Genomic DNA, 19,668 nt, shown 5'->3' with positions numbered 1-19,668 from the left:
CGTGTTCGTCGCGGCGACGTGTCCCGTAGCGGATCGACTCAGCGCTCGGCCTTGTCGAAGGTTTCCTTGAGGAAGCGCTGCATGTCGGCCCAGGAACGCTCATCGGCGGTTTTGCTGTAAGCCAGATCGAGCCCCTGTTTCTGATGCTCGTCGGCGCCAGGGTTGGTGAAACCGTGCTTGGCGCCGGGCAGGCTGACGAACTGGTAGTCGGCGCCGGCCTTGACCATTTCCGCGTTCAGCTCCGCCACGTCGCTGGGGCTGACCATGCTGTCCTCGCTGCCGTGTTCGACCAGCACCCGCGCCTTGACGCTGCCGGGCACGGCGCGGGTTTCGGTGGCCAGCGCACCATGGAAGCTGACCACGCCTTCCAGCGGTACGCCCTGGCGCGCCATGTCCAGTACCACCTTGCCGCCGAAGCAGTAGCCCACCGCGCCGAGTCTGGCGGTATCGGTCTGCGCCTGTTCCTTGAGCAGGTCGAGGCCGGCGGTGAAGCGGGCTTTCGCCGCGTCCGCATCGGCCAGCGCAGCCTGCATGAAGCTCATCGCATCCTTGGGATGCTCGGTGTGTTTGCCTTCGCCATACATGTCGATGGCCAGGGCGCTGTAACCCAACTCCGCGAGATCACGTGCGCGACGCTTGGCGTAATCGTTGAGGCCCCACCATTCATGCACCACCACCACACCGGGGCGTTGGCCCTCGATGGCGTCGTCATAGGCGTAGTAGCCGACCATCCGGGTGCCATCGGCAGCGGTGTAGGGAATTTCCCGAGTCTGAATTTCGGCATGGGCGATGAAGCTGGTGGCCATGAGCAGGCCGAGCAGGCTGTAACGCATCGGGGTCTCCTTTATTGTTTTGATGACAGCAACGACAAACCATAGAGGATGGTAGCTATCCGGATTGGTACGCAAAGGCCGAATAAATTCGGCCCTACTGATTGCGTAGGGCCGAACTGTTCGGCCAATCCCTTACCAGCCGGGTACGTCGCGCATGTCGGGCAGGCGGTGGGCGATGCCCTTGTGACAATCGATGCAGGTCGCATCGCCGCTTCCCAGCGCGGAGGAGTGGAAACGTGCCGCCCGCGGACTCTGGCGGGTGAAGTCCATGGAATCGTAGTCGTGGCAGTTACGGCATTCCAGCGAGTCGTTGGCTTTCAGTCGCGCCCACTCGTGTTCGGCCAGCTCACGACGCATGCCGAGGAACTTCTCACGTGTGTTGATGGTGCCGAAGATCTTGCCCCAGACCTCCTTCGAGGCCTGCATCTTGCGGGCGATCTTGTCGGTCCATTCATGGGGGACGTGACAGTCGGGGCAGGTGGCACGCACGCCGGAGCGGTTGCTGTAGTGGATGGTTTCCTTGATCTCCATGTACACGTTGTCTTCCATTTCATGGCATGAAATGCAGAAGGCCTCGGTGTTGGTGGCTTCCAGCGCGGTGTTGAAACCGCCCCAGAAGACGATGCCGGCAAGGAAACCGCCCAGGACCAGAACGCCCAGGCTGTAATGCACGCTGGGGCGGCGCAGTACACCCCAGTAGCGTTTGAGAAAGGACAGTATCGCTTTCATCGTCTGCCCTCGCTCTCAGGCGATGTTTCACGGTAGAGCAGTTCGTCGATCGTCTCGAACTGGTTCTCCACCAGCGGCTTCACATCCTGCTGCGGCACATGGCACTGGGTGCAGAAATAGCGCCGCGGCGCCACGGCGCCCAGGGTCTGGCTGTCCCGGTCGGTGTAGTGGGTGAAGCTGATCATGGGCGACTGGGTGCGCGCGCTGTTGGCACGGCTGTGGCAGCTCAGGCACTTGTTGCTGTTGCGATCGATCTGGTAGCCGCGAATGCTGTGCGGAATGGTCGGTGGTTGTTCGGGGTAGTTGCGCTCGCGGCGCAGATCCTTGTTCTCCTCGTCGTGCAGGGGCGGCGGGGTGAACTCCTGAGTGATGGTGCCGCCGGGGCGCCGACCGTCTGGGGCCGGCGCGTCGAGCGGGTAGTCGGATTCTGCGGCAATGGCCAGGCCGAACACCGCGAGGAGCGTCAAGGGCAGAAGCTGGAATTTCATGGTGTCTCTCCTCAGGCGATGCTGACCACTTCGATCTTCACGGCGCATTTCTTGTAATCGGTCTGCTTGGAGATCGGGTCGGTGGCGTCGAGAGTGACCTTGTTGATCAGCTTGTTGGCGTCGAAGAAAGGCACGAAGACCAGGCCCATCGGCGGCTTGTTACGACCACGGGTTTCCACCCGTGCCTGCATTTCGCCGCGCCGGCTGACCACCTTGACCACGCTGCCGCGCCGCGCATTGAGCTTGCGCGCATCCTCGGGGTGCATGTAGACGAGTGCGTCCGGCACGGCCCGATGCAACTCGTCGACACGCTGGGTCATGCTGCCGGTGTGCCAGTGCTCCAGAACGCGACCGGTGCTGAGCCAGAATGGGTATTCCTCGTCCGGTATCTCGGCGGGAACCTCGTAGGGCAGGGCGAAGATGATCGCCTTCTTGTCCGGGTAGCCGTAGAACTGCACGCCGGTGCCCTTTTCCACGTAGGAGTCGTAGCCTTCGCGGTAGCGCCAGCGGGTTTCCTCACCGTCGACTACCGGCCAGCGCAGACCGCGCTCCTGGTGATAGCGGTCGAAGTCGGCCAGGTCGTGTCCGTGGCCACGGCCGAACTCGGCGTACTCCTCGAACAGGCCCTTCTGTACGTAGAAGCCGTACTCTTCGGACTCGCGGTTACGATAGCCTTCCTCGATGTCCGAGGTGGGGAAGCGGTCGACCTTGCCGTTGCGGAACAGCACGTCGAACAGCGTCTTGCCCTTGAGTTCCGGGGCCTTGCTCAGCAGCTCTTCGGGCCACACTTCATTGGTGGTGAAGCGCTTGGAGAATTCCATGAGCTGCCACAGATCGGAGCGCGCCTCGCCGGGTGCGTCGACCAGTTGATGCCAGAAATGCGTGCGGCGCTCGGCGTTGCCGTAGGCACCTTCCTTCTCCACCCACATGGCGGCGGGCAGGATCAGGTCGGCCGCCTGAGCCGAAACGGTGGGGTAGACGTCGGAAACGATGATGAAGGTTTCCGGGTTGCGCCAGCCGGGCAGGGTTTCCTGCATCAGGTTGGGGCCGGCCTGCATGTTGTTGGAGACCTGAGTCCAGTAGACCTTCAGGCCGCCGTCCTTCAACTGACGGCTCTGCTCCACCGCGTGGTAGCCGATCTTCTCCTGGATGGTGCCTTCGGGCAGCTTCCAGATCTTTTCACTGACGGCGCGGTGTTTCGGGTTGGTGACGACCAGGTCCGCGGGCAGGCGATGGGAGAAGGTGCCCACCTCGCGCGCGGTGCCACAGGCCGAGGGTTGGCCGGTAAGCGAGAAGGGGCTGTTGCCCGGTTCGCTGATCTTCCCGGTGAGCAGGTGGATGTTGTAGATCATGTTGTTCGCCCAGACACCGCGGGTGTGCTGGTTGAAGCCCATGGTCCAGAACGACATCACCTTGGTCTTGGGATCGGCATAGAGCTCGGCCAGCGCCTTCAGGCGTTCGGCGGGCACGCCCGATTCATGGGCGGCGTGCTCGAGGGTGTAGGGTTTGAGGAACTCGGCGTAGTCCTCGAAGCTAATGTCGGTCCAGCTGCCAGCGACGCCTGCGTTCTCGGCCTTGAGTTCGCGCGGGTCGGTCGGCCGCAGGCCATAGCCGATATTGGTCGCGCCCTTGGCGAACCGGGTGTGTTTCTCGATGAAGTCCTGATTGACGGCACCGCTCTGGATGATGTGGTTGGCGATGTAGTTGAGGATCACCAGGTCGGTCTGGGGGTTGAACACCATGGGAATGTCGGCCAGGTCGAAGCTGCGGTGCTCGAAGGTGGACATCACCGCGACCTTGACGTGTGGCGCGCTGAGCCGGCGATCGGTGACGCGGGTCCAGAGCACCGGGTGCATCTCGGCCATGTTCGAGCCCCAGAGCACGAAGGCGTCGGCGGCCTCGATGTCGTCGTAGCAGCCCATGGGTTCGTCCATGCCGAAGGTGCGCATGAAGCCCACGGCCGCCGAGGCCATGCAGTGGCGGGCGTTGGGGTCGATGTTGTTGGAGCGAAAGCCCGCCTTCATCAGCTTGTTGGCTGCATAGCCTTCCCAGATGGTCCACTGGCCGGAGCCGAACATGCCGATCGAGCTCGGGCCGCTTTCCTTGAGCGCCGCCTTGTATTTTTCTTCCATGACATCGAAGGCCTGTTCCCAGCTGACCGGCTGGAATTCGCCCTGCTTGTCGTACTGGCCGTTCTTCATGCGCAGCAGCGGTTGGGTCAGGCGGTCGCTGCCGTACATGATCTTCGACAGGAAGTAGCCTTTGACGCAGTTGATGCCCCGATTGACCTCCGCCTTGACGTCGCCATGGGTGGCAACGACCTGGTTGTTGCGGGTGCCCACCATGACGCCGCAACCGGTGCCGCAGAAACGGCAGGGCGCCTTGTTCCAGCGCAGGTTGGTCGCATCCGCTTCGGTGATCAGGTTGGCGGCGCTGCTGGCAATGGGGATGCCAGCAGCGCTGGCGGCGATGGCCGCGGCATTGGCCTTGGCGAACTGGCGACGGGTGAGGCTCATCAGGCTTCTCCTTCGGTGCTGAGGAGTTCGTGGTAAATCATGGCGGCATTGAGAACGCCGGGCAGGTTCTGGATCTGCTCGAGTGTCTTCAGGATCTGGCTTTCGTGCTCTGCTTCGAGCACCACCACCACCTTTCCTGCGGCGCTTTCCTGATGCAGTTCGAGCCCTGGCAACAGGGCCAGGTTGGCCTTCACGGCGGTCATTTGCTCAGGACGGCAGTGCACCAGCAAACTGGTGATGTGGATCTGTTCCATCGACGAATTCCATCTGACGCATCGGTTATCCGATGTGATTGGCTTTATGCGCGAAGCGTGTCGTTTAGCCGGCGGGCCCCGGTGGGCCGAAGATCGTCATCTGGGATATCCAGACGATGAAGCCATAGGTGGCAACCAGCGCGACGCTGAGAATCGGGAACAGGAAAACGATCAGGAAGACGAAGAGCCGAGTTTCCTCGCTCTTGCTGGAGATGTGCGCTGGGGCATCGTCATTATGATTCATTTGTTCTACTCCGACTGGCCTTCACAGGAGTCTAGTCATTGACCGGCTTTGGGCAATTGCGTTCGCGTTCCGTATGCGGTGAATTGCCCCTGGCTCTGGCGTTTCAAAGCGTCGCCTTTCGCGGCGACGATGCTTCCAGGCCGCGTTCGGGTATCACCAGACCAGGCTGACCGCCATGTCCATGGTCAAGGCTGAGCCCCGAATCGTCTGCATCGGCATTGTCCGATGAGCTGTCACCAAAAGCCATACAAAATGACAGGTTTATGTTTTGGAACAAGAATGGCTCACGCCGAGCCGGTCGGCCTGGAACCATTGTGCTAGGCTTTGCGGCTTTTTTTTCCGCGGTTCATGTAGGAGCCATGCCATGACAGTCGATAGCAGCACCTCGTCTCACCTCAAACGGGGTACGCCAGGCTATCGCAACGCGACGCTGGCGTTGTTCTGCGCGGGTTTCGCCACCTTTGCGCTGCTCTATTGTGTGCAGCCATTGTTACCGTTGTTGGCGTCGCGTTTCGCCGTATCGGCAGCGAGCAGCAGTCTGGCCTTGTCGCTGACGACGCTTTCCCTGGCGCTCTGTTTGCTGATCGCCGGAGCGCTGGCCGAGAGCTGGGGGCGCAAACCAGTAATGGTGGTCGCGCTGAGCCTGGCCAGCCTGCTGGGGCTGGCCTGTGCGCTGGTCGAGTCCTGGAACCTGTTGCTGGTGCTGCGCGCGCTGCTGGGGCTTGCGTTGAGCGGTCTGCCCGCGCTGGCGATGGCCTATGTCGGCGAAGAGTTCGATCCGCAGTCCCTGCCGGCAGCGATGGGGCTGTACATCGGCGGTACGGCACTGGGTGGTTTGCTGGGGCGCCTGCTGTCCGGTCTGCTCAGCGATATCGGCGGCTGGCAATTGGCGCTGGGCGGAATCGCGGGTCTTGGCGCGCTGGCGCTGAGCCTGTTCGTCTGGTTGCTGCCCGCGTCGCGCCACTTCAAGGCGCAGCCGCTCTCGCTGAGTGGATTGCTCGCCAACTTCGGCCTGCATCTGCGCAATCCGATGCTGCGGCTGTTGTTCCTACAGGCGTTCCTGCTGATGGGCGGCTTCGTGGCGCTGTTCAACTACATCGGGTTTCGCCTGGCGGGTGCGCCTTTCGGCCTGTCATCGACGGTGATCGGCCTGTTGTTCACCGTCTATCTGGTGGGCATCTTCAGCGCTGGCTGGGCGGGCCGGCTGGTTCCGCGTTTCGGTGCGCGGCGCGTGTTGCAGTACGGCATCGGGCTGATGCTGATTGGCGTTGGGCTCTGCACCACGCCTTGGCTAGGCTGCATCATCGCCGGTCTGGCGCTGTTCACGCTGGGCTTCTTCGCTGCACATGCGGTAGCCAGCGGTCAGGTCGGACAGCACGCCAAAGCTGCAAAAGCCCAGGCTTCGGCGCTTTATCTGTGCGCCTATTACCTGGGATCGAGTGTGGTGGGTTATGGCGCCGGCTACATCTGGGAGCATGCCGGCTGGTTGCCGCTCATGGCCGTGCTTGCGGCGCTGTTCATCGTGGCGGCCTGGCGGACGGGTCGTCTTTGATCGCCGTTCATTCCAGCCGCTGCTGACCGCTGAATACCAGCGTGGCACGGCAGCTCCGACAGAAATAGCGGCGGCCCTTGCGCACGAGCGCATGCCGTTGCGCGGTGAATGGAAAATCGCGCTCGGGGCATTCGCAACGGTAGATGTAGCGGCTGACCTGGCGCCGGGCGATTTCATAGTTATGGCAGCGATCGGCCGGCAGTTCATAGACGCCACGCATGATCAGCTGCCATTCCTCGCCATGGGCGCGTATTCGATTGCCGAACAGGCGGTGGGCGATCAGGTGCGCCACTTCATGGGCAACGGTCTGCTTGAGAAAATGCTCGCGGTTTTCCCGGTAAAGCTGTGGATTGAAGCGCAACAGATTCTCGTGCAGGTGCGCCACGCCGGCTTTCTGCCCGCGCAGCTTGAAGCTGACCTGGGGGCGCTCGAATCTCTGCTTGAAAAAGGCTTCGGCCTGCTGATAGCAGGCCTCGACACGGGCGTGGAGCTGTTCGGGCATTCGTGGCCTCCGAAGAAGCCACGCATTATGCCGCAATGAATCCAGCGTAGTGCCATTCAGAGACCGCCGGGCTCCTCCTGGGGGCGCTCCTGCTGGGTGCCGTAACTCTGGTTCTCCTGCACGGTACGGGTGTAGGTCGGCTCCATGAAGAATGACCAGAACAGGATCATCGAAACCAGCACCGTCACTATTACCAGCAGCGCCACACCCCAGATCGAGCTGGCATACAGGAAGCTCTGCGAGCTGCGCTGGCGCATGAAGGCGGGCAGGCCGGTGAACAGCAGGTAGGTGGAGTAGAGGCCCGCCAGCAGGATCACGATGGCCGCGAACCAGCGGTTCGGGTAAAGGCCGGCAATGCCCGCGACGAAGAAGGGCGTGATGGTGTAGGCGATGAAGCCGATGCACAGGTTGAGGCTGGGCCGTACATCGAAGCTGCGTGCCATCCAGTGGACGAACAGGCCCATGATCACGGTGCCGAGCACCATGGTGATGTAGAGGAACAGACACAGCTGGAATGCGCTGTCGGCCGCCAGGCGTACGCGCTCCTCATCCACCAGGCTCCAGCCGACGTAGGTGATACCGATGAACAGACAGACGCTGGGGATCAGCGCCAGCAACAGAAGATGCATCAGGTAGCGCAGGCTGTTGGCATCCTCCTTCTGGCGGATGCTCGTCCAGGCGCGGTCGGGGCGGGTGAGCAGGCTGATGAAGTCTGGGGTCATGGAAGCCTCCTGATGCCGACGTTGATGCTGCTGTTGTCGTATAGACGTCGCAGCGGCGCAGGGATTCAGGCTTGAACCCGGACCGTTATGAATAAATCGCCCACGAACAAGCCTCAAGCCCCAGATTTCGAGGCTTGAGGCTTGAGGCTTGAGGCTTGAGGCTTGAGGCTTGAGGCTTGAGGCTCTAGCGGATATAGACAGGGCCGAGGCCCATGCCCCACATGATCACGGACAGCGCGATGATCGCCACCAGCACCACCAGCCCTACGGCGAGAATGGAACTGGAGAACAGGAACCCCTCATCGGCGGGAATGTTCATGAAGGTCGGCACGCCGACATAGAGCAGATAAGCCGTGTAGCAGACCGCTGCGGTGCCGACCAGCATGCCCAGCCACAGATGCGGATAGAGCGCCGCCAGGCCGCCGATGAACAGAGGCGTTGCCGTGTAGGCGGCGAACACGATGCACTGGGTAAGTGAGGGGCTGGCATCGTAAGTGCGCGACATCCAGTGGATGAAACCGCCCATGACCGCAACGCCGGCGAGCATCGCCAGGTAGGAAAGCAGCGTCAGCTGCAGTGCACTTGCTTCAGTGAGTTTCACCGGGTCGCCGGCGCCGATGCTCCAGCCGAGCTGGGTGGTGCCGATATAGGCCGAGATTGCCGGGATGGCCGCGAGTATCAGCACCTCGCCAATACGCAGATGGCCTACTTCCTTCTCTTCGCCGCGGATCTCCTGCCATTCCTGCCCGGGGTGGGCAAACAATCCCCATAGGTGATTGATCATGCCAGCGTCTCCTCTGTTATGGAGGGTCGCTTCGCCTGGCTGCCGTCAGAGCGTGACGGGCGTGCGACCTTATGTCGCAGTATAGGGACTGGAAAGCGTGCGATTAGAGCGAATGGAAGCTAGGCGGCTATTGGTAATAGCGCTGCAATATTTCCATCGCCAGGTTGATCGACTGGATTCGCGTGGTGCTACCGCCACGATCCGGGTGATGAATGCTGACCAACTGACGGTAGCGGCGTTTGATCATCGGCAGATCCAGTGAGGATCCGGTCTGGTCCAGCTCGAACAGTTCGAGCGCCGCGCGCTTCTTTTCGGGGTCCCAGGCTTCACTCGTGCCCTCGGCATAGCCACCGCGCATGCGGGTCCAGAAGCTCGCCAGCAGGCGCTCCACTTCTTCTTCGTCGGTATCGCGCAGGTTGGCCATGTCCAGGTAGTAGGCGCGCAGCGGGTCCGGCTGCACGACCCCGCTGGTTGCCGCGACGTAGGGGCGAAGCTGGATGCACAGCGGTGAGATATGCAGGCTGTGGCTGGCCGCCTGCCAGAGGCGATCGCGCAATTCGTACAACGCGTTGAAAACCAGGAAGTGGGTGCGAAACAGCACCAGCTTGTCGATCAACGGCAAATGGGGAACGTGCGTGCTGTGGCGAGCCTTGAGCTGCTGGATCAGCTGGTATTCGCTGCAACCTTCGGGCTGCTCGCGCAACAGCACGAGAATCTGCTCGGCCAGGTCCATCTCGGGTTCGAGTTCATCGTTCATCGGCTCAAGCCTAGCACAGCGCCATACGCACGATGAGCTGGATGGATGGGGTAGGGCGCGGCGTACTTTGCGCGTAAAATGCGCGCCTTTCGCATCTCACCCGGATTCCTGACATGGGCAACCTTTCGGTCAACCAGAACAAACTGCAGAAGCGTCTGCGCCGCCTGGCCGGCGAGGCAGTCACCGATTTCAACATGATCGAGGATGGCGACAAGGTCATGGTCTGCCTGTCTGGCGGCAAGGACAGCTACACCATGCTCGACGTGCTGCTCTACCTGCAGAAGGTTGCGCCGATCCGCTTCGAAATCGTCGCGGTGAACATGGACCAGAAGCAGCCCGGCTTTCCCGAGCACGTGCTGCCAGACTACCTGCAGTCCATCGGCGTCGAGTATCACATCGTCGAGAAGGACACCTACTCGGTGGTCAAGGAGAAGATCCCGGAAGGCAAGACCACCTGCTCGCTGTGCTCGCGCCTGCGCCGCGGCACGCTCTATACCTTCGCCGACGAGATCGGCGCGACCAAGATGGCGCTCGGTCATCACCGCGACGACATCCTGGAAACCTTCTTCCTCAACATGTTCTACGGCGGCACGCTCAAGGCCATGCCGCCCAAGCTGCTCTCCGACGACGGCCGCAACGTGGTGATCCGCCCGCTGGCCTATTGCAACGAGGCCGATATCGAAGCCTATTCGCAGATGAAGGAATTCCCCATCATCCCGTGCAACCTCTGCGGCTCGCAGGAGAACCTGCAGCGCCAGGTGGTCAAGGAGATGCTGCAGGAGTGGGAGCGCAAATCGCCGGGGCGTACCGAGATCATGTTCCGCGCGTTGCAGAACGTGGTGCCTTCGCAGCTGGCGGACCGCAAGCTGTTCGATTTCCACAACCTGCGCATCGACAATGACGCCACGCCACGTTTCGTCGATGTGATGAGTCTGTAGGGCCGAACTTGTTCGGCCATTTGCTCGACTGCTTGCACGAACTCGCTGGCCGAATGAGTTCGGCCCTACGTTGATCGTTCCCGCGCTTCTGCGTGGAACGCAATGCGGGCGCTTCGCGTCCCAGGCGTGCAGAGAGCGCTCGCAACCCGGTTCCCACGCTGAAGCATAGGAACCATCGGGCCATCGGGCTTTGTGGGCTGGATTGGTCGCAGGCGTTATCCGGCGGCTTGCAGCTTGCGACTCGAAACATTAAGGTGGTCGCCAATGAGGAGTTCAAGCATGTTCCACAGCCACACCATCCAGCCGATCGCAAATACCAGTGCCCAGCGCGCTGCGCAGTCGCGTGGGCAGCTGGCGGCTTCGGGCTATTACTTCGGGTATTGGTTTAGCCACTGGCGCGCCTGATACCCCGCAGGCGCCCGAGCAAGCAGGGTCGCCACCAGAGCAGTTTTCACAACCCCGGTCGGCTACCCGACCGGGGTTTTTGTTTTCTGGCCGGAAGAAAGGCCACAGCACAAGGAATACACCATGAGCACTTACCGCACCTACCGTGATTACCGTTACGACTGGCGATTTAGCCGCTTCACCGCTGCCCTGACACCACCCGAACGAACACTCGATTAGCGCCGTCGCGGGATCGCCCGCGCCGGCCGAAGGAACCGCCAGATCATGAATGCTTCCGCCAACGCTCAGAACATCGCCATCCAGCTCGCCATCGCCGAGCCTGTTCCGTCTTCCATCGCTGCTCCCATTCGCCGCCGCGCCAAGCCGCTGCCAAGCCCCGCCCTGTTGCGCCAGCGCCTGCCGCTGAGCACCGCACTCGCCGAAAGCATCCACAACGATCGCAACGCCATTCGCGCCGTGCTCGATGGTCGCGATCCACGCCTACTGGTCGTGGTCGGACCCTGCTCCCTGCATGACCCTGTTGCCGCGCTGGAATACGCCGAGCGCCTGGCTGCGCTCGCGCCACAGGTCAGCGATCAGCTGTTGCTGGTGATGCGCACTTATGTCGAGAAGCCGCGCACTACCGTCGGCTGGAAAGGCCTGCTCTACGATCCGCACCTCGATGGCAGCGGCGACATGGCCGAAGGGCTGCGCCTGTCGCGCAAGCTGATGCTGGACATTCTGGGAACCGGCCTGCCGATCGCCAGCGAACTGCTGCAGCCGCTGACGGCCGGCTACTTCGACGATCTGCTGGGCTGGGCCGCCATCGGTGCGCGCACCAGTGAATCGCAGATTCATCGGGAAATGGTCAGTGGGCTGGAGCTGCCGGTGGGCTTCAAGAATGGTACCGACGGCAGCCTGGGCGTCGCCTGCGACGCCATGCGATCGGCGGCGCATCCGCACCAGCACTTCGGCATCGACGAGCTGGGCCATCCCGCCTTGCTGGAAACCGCTGGCAACGCCGACACGCACCTGGTGCTGCGCGGCGGCCATGGTGCGCCGAACTACGATGCCGAAAGCGTCCGGACGGCTCGAACGGCGTTGCAGAAGCAGGGCATCGCCGCACGGATAATGGTCGACTGCAGCCACGCCAACAGCGGCAAGAACCCGCTGCGCCAGCCGGCCGTGTTCGATAGCGTTCTCGAGCAACGCCTGGCCGGAGATGCCAGCCTGCGCGGCGTGATGCTGGAAAGCCATCTGTTCGATGGCTGCCAACCACTGACCGGCGAGCTGCGCTATGGCGTGTCGATCACCGATGGTTGCCTGGGCTGGAGCGCGACCGCCCAACTGCTGAGCGATGCGGCGCAGCGTTTGCGGGGCTGAATCTTGATCGGCGGGCTTGCGAGGCGGCCCGCTCGCCGGCACCCTGTGCCGCTGCTGTTTTTCGGATCGGATAGATTAAGCATGCGTGACTACAAATGGCTGTACGAATACTGCCTGAACCGCTTCGGCTCGGCGGCGGCCCTGGAGGCGCTGTTGCCGCAACCGGCCAGCGCCGATCAGCTGCGAGCGGTTGCCGACGACCGCTATCTCTCGTTGGTCAGCCTGCGGATCTTTCGCGCCGGCCTCAAGCACAGCCTGGTCGATGCCAAGTGGCCGGCCTTCGAGCAGGCCTTCTTCGGCTTCGACCCCGAGAAGGTCGTGCTGATGGGCGGCGAGCATATCGAACGGTTGATGCAGAACGCACAGCTGATCCGCCATCTCGGCAAGCTCAAGAGCGTGCCACGCAACGCGCAGTTCGTGCTGGACGTGGCAAAGGAGCGGGGCGGTTTCGGTCATCTGCTCGCCGACTGGCCTGCAGAAGACATCGTCGGCCTGTGGCGCTATATCGCCCGGCACGGCAGCCAGCTGGGCGGGCTTTCCGCTCCGCGCTTTCTGCGCATGGCCGGCAAGGACACCTTCATTCCCAGCAATGATGTGGTCGCGGCATTACAGGCGCAGGGTATCGTCGACAGGGTGCCGAGCAGCCAGCGTGACCAGGCTGCGGTGCAGGCAGTGTTCAACCGCTGGCACAGCGAAAGCGGCCGGCCACTGTGCCAGTTGTCGGCGATGCTGGCCTTTACCGTCAATCACTGAGCGGACTGCGCTCGCTGCCGAAAGCGGCGCGTCAGACGATTTGTCGCGGCACGTTCGTCACATTTTCCTCGATTGAATTTGAACATCGAGGCGCCAGCGGGCATAGTGCGCGGCACTTTTCGAATTCGACACGGCCGTGCCCATGCGCCAACGCTTCGCACCCCTCGTGCCCTTCGCACTGATTGCCCTGTTGGCGGCTTGTGCCAGTCAACCCACCCAGCCCGAACCGCAGCGTCTGGAGCTGGCTTTTTCTTTCGAGGATGCCACTCCCGAAAGCGCACCCGACGGAACAAGTGACGCGGCCGTGCCTGACGCGCAGCAGCTCGGCGACCTGCGCAACGAGCCCCCTGCGCTGGTCGACAGCATTCTGGAGCGCGGTTTCACGCTGGTCGGTACGCCCTACCGTTATGGTGGCGCTTCCACCAGAACCGGCTTCGACTGCAGTGGCTTCGTCGGCTTCCTGTTCCGCAAGGAAGCCGGCATCGAACTACCACGTTCCACCCGTGAAATGATCGAACTCGATGCGCCTGTGGTTAAGCGCGGCGAGCTGGAGCCGGGTGACCTCGTCTTCTTCAACAACCGTGGTCGTGGCCGGGTCAGCCATGCCGGCATCTACATCGGCGACGATCAGTTCATTCACTCCTCCAGCAGCCGTAGCGGCGGAGTCCGCGTGGACAGCCTGGACGACAAATACTGGCGTGCCAGCTACATGCAGGCCAAGCGGGTGCTGGCCATGGCAACCTTGACCGAGTCCGAGACGGTCGTTCGCCGCTGAATTCGGGGCCCTGGGGTTGCGCCACGTCTCGCCTGGCGGCAAAGTGACAGCTCGATCGCCAGGATAGCTCTGTCATGCCCTTTCCGGCTCGTTTTTCGATCATTCTGCTGAGCGTGTTGCTGGCGGCCTGCACCGGTCGGCCTTCCGCTCCTGTCATTACCTCTCCTACTTCCCATCAGCCATCCGCCGCCGCGGAAGAGGTGCTGTTCGCGGCGCTGGGGCTGGTGGGCACTCCGTACCGTTACGGCGGCAATACGCCTGACAGCGGTTTCGATTGCAGCGGACTGATCGGCTATGTCTATCGCGGCGCGGCCGGCATGACGTTGCCACGTACCACGAGCGCCATGAGCACGCTCGGCGTCGGTGTTTCGCGCAACGCGCTTCAGCCGGGCGATCTGCTGTTCTTCGCGACCAGTGGAGGTCGCAAGGTGAGCCATGCGGCGATCTACGTAGGTGAGGGGCGTTTCGTGCATGCGCCATCCAGTGGCGGCACCGTCCGGCTGGACCGGCTTTCCGATCGCTATTGGCAGCAATCCTATCTCAGTGCCAAGCGTGTTCTCGAACAGGAGCATCTGGCCAGCAATCCCTGATCGGGCTGCTTACCAGTGCAGGTGGAACTGCGAGCCGAGCACGAAGCGATCGTCGAGCAGGTCCCAGCGTTCCACGCACAGCTGCTTCGATTCGCTGCGCTGCAACCGCAGGCGATTGAATGAATTCGGCGAAGTGCCGCGCACCCGGGACGACAAGGTGGTGCCGGCCTGTACCATCCAGATTTCCCGTGAAAGCCCCGCATATTGCCTGGACAGCGGCAGGACATAGGGCAGATGGATGTGCCCGCCCATCACGAGGTCCAGCCCATGCTCAGACCAGCACTCCAAGGCGGCCTGGGCGCCATGCTGCAGATTGCTCAGGTCGCTCTGCACCATGGCACCGAAGGGTTGGTGTGCGACGACGATGCGCAGCTTGGCAGGGTCGCCGCGGCGTAGCCGCTCTGCCACGGCCCGGACCTGCTTCGGCGTGACCAGGCCATCCTTGTGGCGTCTGGGATGAGTGGTGTTGAGGCCGATCACCAGCACTTCATCGTTCTCGAAGGTGGGCTCGAGGTCATCGCCGAAATGCTCACGATAGTTGCCGTAGGGCGACAGGAAGCGGGCGAACAGGTTGTACAGCGGGATATCGTGGTTGCCCGGAATCACCAGGGTTTCGGGGATGCCGTGACCGCGTAGCCGCTTGACGAATGCCAGTGCAGCGGCGAACTGGTTATGGCGTGCGCGCTGGGTGATGTCGCCCGAGAGCACCAGCAGATCGGCCCCATGCTCCTGCACATGATCTTCCATGGCCTGCACCACGGCAGGTTGTTCGGTACCGAAATGGGTGTCGGAGATCTGCACGATCGTCGTCATGGGTGCGGCTGTCCTCGTGGCGAATGGCTGCATTGTTGCATTCGAAGTCGCTTGATGTCCGTCGTTCCAGTGAAATCCGCGCTGATTCATATCGGAATGGTGGCTCTCCGCGACGCTGAGGATTGCCGATGCGGCAGCGGCGGCGTAGCGTGAGGCCTTTCTGCTTCGGAGATTCGCCATGAAAGCTTCTGCGTGCGCCATGACGCTCTGGCTGGCGCTTGCTGTCATACCCGCCGTGGCTGCCGAATGCCCGGCGTTGCTCGATCATGAATTGCCCAAACTGCGCTCGACCGAACGCGTCGATCTCTGCGAAGCCTTTCAGGGCAAGGCGCTGGTGGTGGTCAACACCGCCAGCCATTGCGGCTTCACCCCTCAGTTCAAGGGGCTCGAGGCGCTGTATCAACGTTACAAGGATGAAGGGTTGGAGGTGCTGGGCGTGCCGTCCGATGATTTCTTCCAGGAATCCGACGACGAGGCCGAGACGGCCGAGGTGTGCTACGTGAACTACGGCGTGACCTTCACCATGACCCAGACGCAACCCGTGCGTGGGCATGATGCGACGCCGTTGTTCCGCGAACTGGCCGAGCAGGCCGGGCGGGCGCCGTTGTGGAATTTCTACAAGTACGTGGTCGACCGAAACGGGCAGGTGGTCGATTACTTTTCCAGCAAGGTCAAACCGGACGATCCGAGGCTGATCGCGGCGGTGGAAAAGGCCTTGCAGCAGTGAAATGAAAGGCCCCGGTAGAACCGGGGCTTTCTTGCATCAGAAGCGGTAGCTGAGCGCAGCGCCGAAACCGTGGGCGCTGTTTTCGTAGGTGGCGTTGTAGGAGTCCTGACGGATCTTGGTGTCTTCTTCCCACAGATACGAATAGGCCAGATCCACGGTGACATCGTCAGTCGGGTTCCAGGCCAGGCCGAAGCTCACTGCCGTCCGATCACCGGTAGGAATCCGCGGCGAACGGTGGGTGTTGTTGGTCGGGCTTTGATCAAAGGCCAGACCGGTACGGAGGGTCCACTGCTTGTTCAGCTTGTAGGCGGCGCCGACGGCGTAGGACCAAGTGTCGTGCCAGTCTTGTTCTTCAGAAATGACTGGTACTGGAGCTCCCCCTTCGTTTTCAACAACGATGGCTTCCAAGCGGCTCCAGCGGGTCAGCATGGCGCCGCCATACAGCGTCCACTGATCGTTCAGCTCGTGAGTAATGGAGACATCGACCGATTCCGGTGTTTCCAGATCGAGTGACGCATCGTACTTCCCTGCCAACGGGCCGAACGCAGCGCCGGAAAAGCTCGTATCGCCTTCAAGCTTATAATCCACTTTCGAGTGGTAAGTTAGGCCGGCTCGAGTCTGGGGCGTTATTTCGTACAGCATGCCTACGTTGAAGCCGAGGGCGGTGTCGTCACCTTTGATCTTTACCCGGCTATCCGGGAAAGGTCCTGTTGGCACAGCACTTTCCAGCTGTCCATCGATTCGGTTGATCGTTGGGCCAAAACCAATCGACAGCTTTTCGTTGAAACGATAGCTGACAGTGGGCTGTACGGTAATCACGCGAACTTCGCTGTAATCACCGTGGTAGCGGCCGGAGAAGCCGCCCTCATAGTCGGTGATCAGGCCGAACGGGACGTAAACGCCAACACCGACTGCCCACTTGTCATCGATGGGCTTGACGTAATAGCCCATCGGTACGGCAGTGAACGGCACCATGTCGCCGTCATTGCTGCCGGGTGCGCCACTGGCATTCTTGATATCGGTGTTGGCATGAATCGCTGCCACGCCAAAACTGACTTCTTCGCGCTTGAGGCGCGACATACCGGCAGGGTTGCCGAACAGGGTGGTGGCGTCATCGGCGGATGAGGAGCGGCCGGCGAAGGAGGTGCCCATGCCGCTGATGCTCTGTTCGTTGAGGGCGAAACCTGCAGCCAGGGCCTGAGTGGAAAGTGCGCCTGCTGCGATTGCGATCGCTGTCTTCAACCATGTTGTTTTCATTGTGGTACTCCGGAGAAATAAAGCGGGTCGGACCCTAGCAACTTTCTCTGATTCGTCGCAAACGAAAGAGTGCGTTTTTTCGTAACTTGACGACGATTCGCACGGAAAGATGGTCGATTGTCGTTGAAAACCGTATGGGCAGATCGTGACTGTTCGGCCATATTCTGATCGCGGAGCGCTACAGGTGTTCCTTTCGGGCGACCGGGCGTGCCGGGTCGGTGATCCATTCGCTCCAGGAGCCGGGATACAGCGATGCCAGAGGGTAGCCCGCGAGGCATAGCGCGAAGAGGTTATGACAGGCCGTGACGCCGGAGCCGCAATAGGCCACCAGCGTTTCGCTCGGTTGCCCGTCGAGCAATCGGCTGAAACGTGCGCGGAGTTGCTCGGGGTGCAGGAAGCGACCGCTCTGATCGAGGTTTTCGGTGAAGGGCATGCAGTGCGCACCGGGAATGTGTCCCGCGACAGGATCGATGGGCTCCACCTCACCTAGAAAGCGCGGCAGCGCGCGGGCGTCGAGCAGGATCAGGCGGTCGCTGCCGAGTCGATCCGCCAGTGGCGCCGCCTGGATGATCAGGGTGTCGTCGGCCTCGCCGGTAAAATTGCCGGGTGTGCAGCTGGGTGTGACGTCGTCCAGCGGCAGGCCCGCTTCGCGCCAAGCCTGAAGGCCTCCGTCGAGCAGATAGACGCCGTCGCGCTTGCCCAGCCAGGCCAGTAGCCACCAGGCGCGGGCCGCGAAGGCACCGGGGCCGTCGTCGTAGAGCACCACTTCATCACCGTCGTTCAGGCCCCATTCGCGAAACCGGGCCAGCAGGGCTTGCGGTTGTGGCAGTGGGTGGCGACCAGTGATGCCGGGAACGACCCTGTCCGACAGATCGCGTTCGAGGTCGGCGAACTGGGCGCCGGGAATATGCCCTTGCGCATGGCTGCGCCGACCGTAATCGGGATCTTCCAGGGAAAAGCGACAATCGAGAATACGCAGGTTCGGCTGCTGCAAGCGTGATGACAGGCGTTGCGGGGTGATCAATTGGGCGAGAGGCATGGCGAGGCTCCGTTCTGAAACGGCAAAATCGCAAACACGATCCGCTGCGTCAACGACGTGCCATCGATGTTTTGCGCGGTGGAGGCGTGGTCGCGATATATACTTCGCTGTCTTCGACCACACGTCCGCTGGCGGAGCGAACAACAAGGAGGGCCTTTTGGCCATCGAAACTCAATGGGTCCGCGATGATGCGCATCTGGCCCGCCTGTGTGCCGAGTGGCGCCAGCTGCCTTATGTCGCTATGGATACCGAATTCATGCGGGTCGACACCTTCTACCCAATCGCCGCGCTGCTGCAGGTGGGCGATGGGCGCTGTGCCTATCTGATCGATCCGCTGACCATCACCGACTGGAGCGCTTTCGCAGCCCTGCTGGAAGATCAGGATGTAGTGAAGGTCTTGCACGCCTGCAGCGAGGACCTGGAAGTGTTCCTGCGCCTCACCGGCAGCCTGCCGGTGCCGCTGTTCGATACCCAGTTGGCGGCCGGTTATCTGAACATCGGTTTTTCCATGGGTTATTCGCGCCTGGTGCAGAGCGTGCTGGGCCTCGAACTGCCCAAGGGCGAGACCCGCTCCGACTGGCTCCAGCGTCCCTTGAGCGAGATGCAGGTGCGCTATGCCGCCGAGGACGCTCAGCATCTGGCCGAGCTGTACGAAGCCTTGCTGCCGCGGCTGGATGAGAACAAGCGCAGCTGGATTCTCGAAGATGGCGCCGAACTGGTTGCCGGCTTTCGCTGCGAGCTCGATCCGGACGAAGCCTATCGTGACGTCAAGCAGGCCTGGCGCCTGAAGCCGCAGCAGCTCGCCGTGCTCAAGGTGCTCGCCGCCTGGCGCGAGCGCCAGGCCCGGGCGCGCAATCAACCACGCAACAGGGTGCTGCGCGAACACAGCCTGTGGCCGTTGGCACGCACCCAGCCTGGCGATCTGCTGATGCTGGCCCGTATCGAAGACATGCATCCGCGCACCGTGCGCCAGGATGGCGAAACCCTGCTGGCGCTGATCCGCGAAGCCGCAGCCACGCCCGCGCAGGACTGGCCGGAGCCGCTGCCCGAGCCGCTGCCGCTGGAGGCATCCTCGCGGCTCAAGAAACTGCGGGCGGTCGGTCAGCGCGAAGGCGCCGCCCTGGGCATCGCGCCGGAGCTGATGCTGCGCAAGAAGGTGCTCGAAGCCCTGCTGAAGACCGGCTATCCCGACGGCCCCTATCACTTGCCCGACTCGCTGCGCGGCTGGCGGCGGGCGCGTATGGGGCAGGCCCTGCTCGATGTTCTGGAAAACAAATCATGAAACGCCTCTGCTCAATCTACAAAAGCCCACGTCGGAACGAGATGTACCTCTACGTCGAGCGCAGCGAAGCGCTGACGCGTGTGCCGGAAGCGCTGTTGGCGGCGTTCGGCCCGCCGCAGCATGCCTTCGATCTCGTCCTGACGCCCGAGCGCAAACTGGCCCGGGAGGACATCGCAACAGTCCTGGCGAATCTCGAAAAGCAGGGCTATCACCTGCAGATGCCGCCTGCGGAGGACGAATACATCGAGCATCTTCCAGAAGAATTGCTGCGACGTAACGATCCACTTTGAACGACGCGTGACAGGCCGAATGTCGGCTCGAGGGCCGTATCCACGGGGCATGCTTG

The 19,668-nt window shown here is 62.2% G+C and carries 23 protein-coding genes; 10 read left to right on the top strand and 13 right to left on the bottom strand.

Annotated features, from left to right (window positions below):
* Nucleotides 1-38 precede the first annotated feature (38 nt).
* From EA795_RS07870 to EA795_RS07845, 6 genes are all read right to left on the bottom strand, one after another.
* Nucleotides 39-833, bottom strand: a complete 795-nt coding sequence (locus EA795_RS07870) for a dienelactone hydrolase family protein (protein WP_115027594.1) — start codon at nucleotides 831-833, stop codon at nucleotides 39-41.
* 132 nt (nucleotides 834-965) lie between these two features.
* The gene (locus EA795_RS07865; protein WP_014852115.1) at nucleotides 966-1,562 is read right to left on the bottom strand and encodes a cytochrome c3 family protein; all 597 of its coding nucleotides are present in this window, start codon (nucleotides 1,560-1,562) and stop codon (nucleotides 966-968) included.
* Nucleotides 1,559-2,050 carry a nitrate reductase cytochrome c-type subunit gene (locus tag EA795_RS07860; protein WP_058076538.1) on the bottom strand — a complete coding sequence of 164 codons (492 nt, stop codon included), beginning with the start codon at nucleotides 2,048-2,050 and terminating at the stop codon, nucleotides 1,559-1,561. The genes EA795_RS07865 and EA795_RS07860 overlap by 4 nt, the downstream gene beginning before the upstream one ends.
* Nucleotides 2,051-2,061: 11 nt before the next feature.
* Nucleotides 2,062-4,566, bottom strand: a complete 2,505-nt coding sequence (gene napA, locus EA795_RS07855; RefSeq protein WP_014852117.1) for a nitrate reductase catalytic subunit NapA — start codon at nucleotides 4,564-4,566, stop codon at nucleotides 2,062-2,064.
* A complete protein-coding gene (locus tag EA795_RS07850) occupies nucleotides 4,566-4,820 on the bottom strand; it encodes a chaperone NapD (RefSeq protein ID WP_014852118.1) in 255 nt (84 codons plus the stop codon). The genes napA and EA795_RS07850 overlap by 1 nt, the downstream gene beginning before the upstream one ends.
* A 64-nt stretch (nucleotides 4,821-4,884) precedes the next feature.
* Nucleotides 4,885-5,064, bottom strand: coding sequence for a periplasmic nitrate reductase, NapE protein (locus EA795_RS07845; RefSeq protein WP_014852119.1), 180 nt, complete (start codon nucleotides 5,062-5,064; stop codon nucleotides 4,885-4,887).
* Nucleotides 5,065-5,428: 364 nt separating this feature from the next.
* Between EA795_RS07845 and EA795_RS07840 the strand changes: the two genes are divergently transcribed.
* The gene (locus tag EA795_RS07840; protein WP_122076471.1) at nucleotides 5,429-6,616 is read left to right on the top strand and encodes an MFS transporter; all 1,188 of its coding nucleotides are present in this window, start codon (nucleotides 5,429-5,431) and stop codon (nucleotides 6,614-6,616) included.
* Nucleotides 6,617-6,623: 7 nt separating this feature from the next.
* Here EA795_RS07840 and EA795_RS07835 read toward each other — a convergent pair whose 3' ends face one another.
* The 4 genes from EA795_RS07835 to EA795_RS07820 form a co-directional block, all read right to left on the bottom strand.
* Entirely contained in the window at nucleotides 6,624-7,118 is a 495-nt protein-coding gene (locus tag EA795_RS07835; protein ID WP_122076469.1) for a SprT family zinc-dependent metalloprotease, read from the bottom strand.
* Nucleotides 7,119-7,174: 56 nt separating this feature from the next.
* A complete protein-coding gene (locus EA795_RS07830) occupies nucleotides 7,175-7,840 on the bottom strand; it encodes a Yip1 family protein (protein WP_122076467.1) in 666 nt (221 codons plus the stop codon).
* Nucleotides 7,841-8,024: 184 nt separating this feature from the next.
* A complete protein-coding gene (locus tag EA795_RS07825) occupies nucleotides 8,025-8,624 on the bottom strand; it encodes a Yip1 family protein (protein WP_014852123.1) in 600 nt (199 codons plus the stop codon).
* A gap of 127 nt (nucleotides 8,625-8,751) precedes the next feature.
* Complete coding sequence (locus EA795_RS07820) at nucleotides 8,752-9,381, bottom strand: DNA-J related domain-containing protein (protein ID WP_014852124.1); 630 nt, start codon at nucleotides 9,379-9,381, stop codon at nucleotides 8,752-8,754.
* A gap of 113 nt (nucleotides 9,382-9,494) precedes the next feature.
* Between EA795_RS07820 and ttcA the strand changes: the two genes are divergently transcribed.
* From ttcA to EA795_RS07790, 6 genes are all read left to right on the top strand, one after another.
* On the top strand, nucleotides 9,495-10,319 hold the full coding sequence (gene ttcA, locus EA795_RS07815; RefSeq protein ID WP_014852125.1) for a tRNA 2-thiocytidine(32) synthetase TtcA: 825 nt from the start codon (nucleotides 9,495-9,497) through the stop codon (nucleotides 10,317-10,319).
* Between the two features lie 279 nt (nucleotides 10,320-10,598).
* Complete coding sequence (locus tag EA795_RS21500) at nucleotides 10,599-10,724, top strand: hypothetical protein (RefSeq protein WP_276310933.1); 126 nt, start codon at nucleotides 10,599-10,601, stop codon at nucleotides 10,722-10,724.
* 264 nt (nucleotides 10,725-10,988) lie between these two features.
* The gene (locus tag EA795_RS07805; protein WP_122076465.1) at nucleotides 10,989-12,086 is read left to right on the top strand and encodes a 3-deoxy-7-phosphoheptulonate synthase; all 1,098 of its coding nucleotides are present in this window, start codon (nucleotides 10,989-10,991) and stop codon (nucleotides 12,084-12,086) included.
* Between the two features lie 81 nt (nucleotides 12,087-12,167).
* Entirely contained in the window at nucleotides 12,168-12,839 is a 672-nt protein-coding gene (locus EA795_RS07800) for a DNA-3-methyladenine glycosylase I (RefSeq protein WP_122076463.1), read from the top strand.
* A gap of 142 nt (nucleotides 12,840-12,981) precedes the next feature.
* Nucleotides 12,982-13,614 carry a C40 family peptidase gene (locus EA795_RS07795; RefSeq protein WP_122076461.1) on the top strand — a complete coding sequence of 211 codons (633 nt, stop codon included), beginning with the start codon at nucleotides 12,982-12,984 and terminating at the stop codon, nucleotides 13,612-13,614.
* Between the two features lie 74 nt (nucleotides 13,615-13,688).
* Nucleotides 13,689-14,204, top strand: coding sequence for a C40 family peptidase (locus EA795_RS07790; RefSeq protein WP_122076459.1), 516 nt, complete (start codon nucleotides 13,689-13,691; stop codon nucleotides 14,202-14,204).
* 9 nt (nucleotides 14,205-14,213) lie between these two features.
* Here the strand turns inward: EA795_RS07790 and EA795_RS07785 are convergent, their stop codons facing one another.
* Nucleotides 14,214-15,017 (bottom strand): metallophosphoesterase family protein, encoded by an 804-nt coding sequence (locus EA795_RS07785; protein ID WP_122076457.1) that lies wholly within the window; start codon nucleotides 15,015-15,017, stop codon nucleotides 14,214-14,216.
* A gap of 178 nt (nucleotides 15,018-15,195) precedes the next feature.
* On the opposite strand from EA795_RS07785, the gene EA795_RS07780 reads away from it, so the two are divergent.
* On the top strand, nucleotides 15,196-15,744 hold the full coding sequence (locus EA795_RS07780; protein ID WP_122076455.1) for a glutathione peroxidase: 549 nt from the start codon (nucleotides 15,196-15,198) through the stop codon (nucleotides 15,742-15,744).
* Between the two features lie 36 nt (nucleotides 15,745-15,780).
* On the opposite strand, the gene EA795_RS07775 is transcribed toward EA795_RS07780, so the two are convergent.
* Both EA795_RS07775 and EA795_RS07770 read right to left on the bottom strand, forming a co-directional pair.
* On the bottom strand, nucleotides 15,781-17,001 hold the full coding sequence (locus EA795_RS07775) for an OmpP1/FadL family transporter (RefSeq protein WP_122076453.1): 1,221 nt from the start codon (nucleotides 16,999-17,001) through the stop codon (nucleotides 15,781-15,783).
* 178 nt (nucleotides 17,002-17,179) lie between these two features.
* A complete protein-coding gene (locus EA795_RS07770; RefSeq protein ID WP_122076451.1) occupies nucleotides 17,180-18,040 on the bottom strand; it encodes a sulfurtransferase in 861 nt (286 codons plus the stop codon).
* Nucleotides 18,041-18,197: 157 nt separating this feature from the next.
* On the opposite strand from EA795_RS07770, the gene rnd reads away from it, so the two are divergent.
* Both rnd and EA795_RS07760 read left to right on the top strand, forming a co-directional pair.
* Nucleotides 18,198-19,322 (top strand): ribonuclease D, encoded by a 1,125-nt coding sequence (gene rnd, locus EA795_RS07765; protein WP_122076449.1) that lies wholly within the window; start codon nucleotides 18,198-18,200, stop codon nucleotides 19,320-19,322.
* The gene (locus EA795_RS07760) at nucleotides 19,319-19,612 is read left to right on the top strand and encodes a YcgL domain-containing protein (protein ID WP_014852135.1); all 294 of its coding nucleotides are present in this window, start codon (nucleotides 19,319-19,321) and stop codon (nucleotides 19,610-19,612) included. The genes rnd and EA795_RS07760 overlap by 4 nt, the downstream gene beginning before the upstream one ends.
* The last annotated feature ends 56 nt before the right edge of the window (nucleotides 19,613-19,668 follow it).

Origin of the sequence: Stutzerimonas nitrititolerans, from assembly GCF_003696285.1 — a bacterium.
Taxonomy (GTDB): domain Bacteria; phylum Pseudomonadota; class Gammaproteobacteria; order Pseudomonadales; family Pseudomonadaceae; genus Stutzerimonas; species Stutzerimonas nitrititolerans.
This window is presented reverse-complemented; position numbering and strand designations above follow the sequence as displayed.

Bases quoted from the DNA above. Each gene is read 5' to 3' on its own strand.
- EA795_RS07840 (WP_122076471.1), top strand. From the start codon at position 5,429: ATGACAGTCGATAGCAGCACCTCGTCTCACCTCAAACGGGGTACGCCA.
- EA795_RS07870 (WP_115027594.1), bottom strand. From the start codon at position 833: ATGCGTTACAGCCTGCTCGGCCTGCTCATGGCCACCAGCTTCATCGCC.
- EA795_RS07860 (WP_058076538.1), bottom strand. From the start codon at position 2,050: ATGAAATTCCAGCTTCTGCCCTTGACGCTCCTCGCGGTGTTCGGCCTG.
- EA795_RS21500 (WP_276310933.1), top strand. From the start codon at position 10,599: ATGTTCCACAGCCACACCATCCAGCCGATCGCAAATACCAGTGCCCAG.
- EA795_RS07800 (WP_122076463.1), top strand. From the start codon at position 12,168: ATGCGTGACTACAAATGGCTGTACGAATACTGCCTGAACCGCTTCGGC.
- EA795_RS07795 (WP_122076461.1), top strand. From the start codon at position 12,982: ATGCGCCAACGCTTCGCACCCCTCGTGCCCTTCGCACTGATTGCCCTG.
- EA795_RS07830 (WP_122076467.1), bottom strand. From the start codon at position 7,840: ATGACCCCAGACTTCATCAGCCTGCTCACCCGCCCCGACCGCGCCTGG.
- EA795_RS07790 (WP_122076459.1), top strand. From the start codon at position 13,689: ATGCCCTTTCCGGCTCGTTTTTCGATCATTCTGCTGAGCGTGTTGCTG.
- EA795_RS07775 (WP_122076453.1), bottom strand. From the start codon at position 17,001: ATGAAAACAACATGGTTGAAGACAGCGATCGCAATCGCAGCAGGCGCA.
- EA795_RS07845 (WP_014852119.1), bottom strand. From the start codon at position 5,064: ATGAATCATAATGACGATGCCCCAGCGCACATCTCCAGCAAGAGCGAG.
- EA795_RS07825 (WP_014852123.1), bottom strand. From the start codon at position 8,624: ATGATCAATCACCTATGGGGATTGTTTGCCCACCCCGGGCAGGAATGG.
- EA795_RS07780 (WP_122076455.1), top strand. From the start codon at position 15,196: ATGAAAGCTTCTGCGTGCGCCATGACGCTCTGGCTGGCGCTTGCTGTC.
- EA795_RS07785 (WP_122076457.1), bottom strand. From the start codon at position 15,017: ATGACGACGATCGTGCAGATCTCCGACACCCATTTCGGTACCGAACAA.
- ttcA (WP_014852125.1), top strand. From the start codon at position 9,495: ATGGGCAACCTTTCGGTCAACCAGAACAAACTGCAGAAGCGTCTGCGC.
- EA795_RS07865 (WP_014852115.1), bottom strand. From the start codon at position 1,562: ATGAAAGCGATACTGTCCTTTCTCAAACGCTACTGGGGTGTACTGCGC.
- EA795_RS07770 (WP_122076451.1), bottom strand. From the start codon at position 18,040: ATGCCTCTCGCCCAATTGATCACCCCGCAACGCCTGTCATCACGCTTG.
- EA795_RS07835 (WP_122076469.1), bottom strand. From the start codon at position 7,118: ATGCCCGAACAGCTCCACGCCCGTGTCGAGGCCTGCTATCAGCAGGCC.
- EA795_RS07820 (WP_014852124.1), bottom strand. From the start codon at position 9,381: ATGAACGATGAACTCGAACCCGAGATGGACCTGGCCGAGCAGATTCTC.
- EA795_RS07850 (WP_014852118.1), bottom strand. From the start codon at position 4,820: ATGGAACAGATCCACATCACCAGTTTGCTGGTGCACTGCCGTCCTGAG.
- EA795_RS07760 (WP_014852135.1), top strand. From the start codon at position 19,319: ATGAAACGCCTCTGCTCAATCTACAAAAGCCCACGTCGGAACGAGATG.
- napA (WP_014852117.1), bottom strand. From the start codon at position 4,566: ATGAGCCTCACCCGTCGCCAGTTCGCCAAGGCCAATGCCGCGGCCATC.
- EA795_RS07805 (WP_122076465.1), top strand. From the start codon at position 10,989: ATGAATGCTTCCGCCAACGCTCAGAACATCGCCATCCAGCTCGCCATC.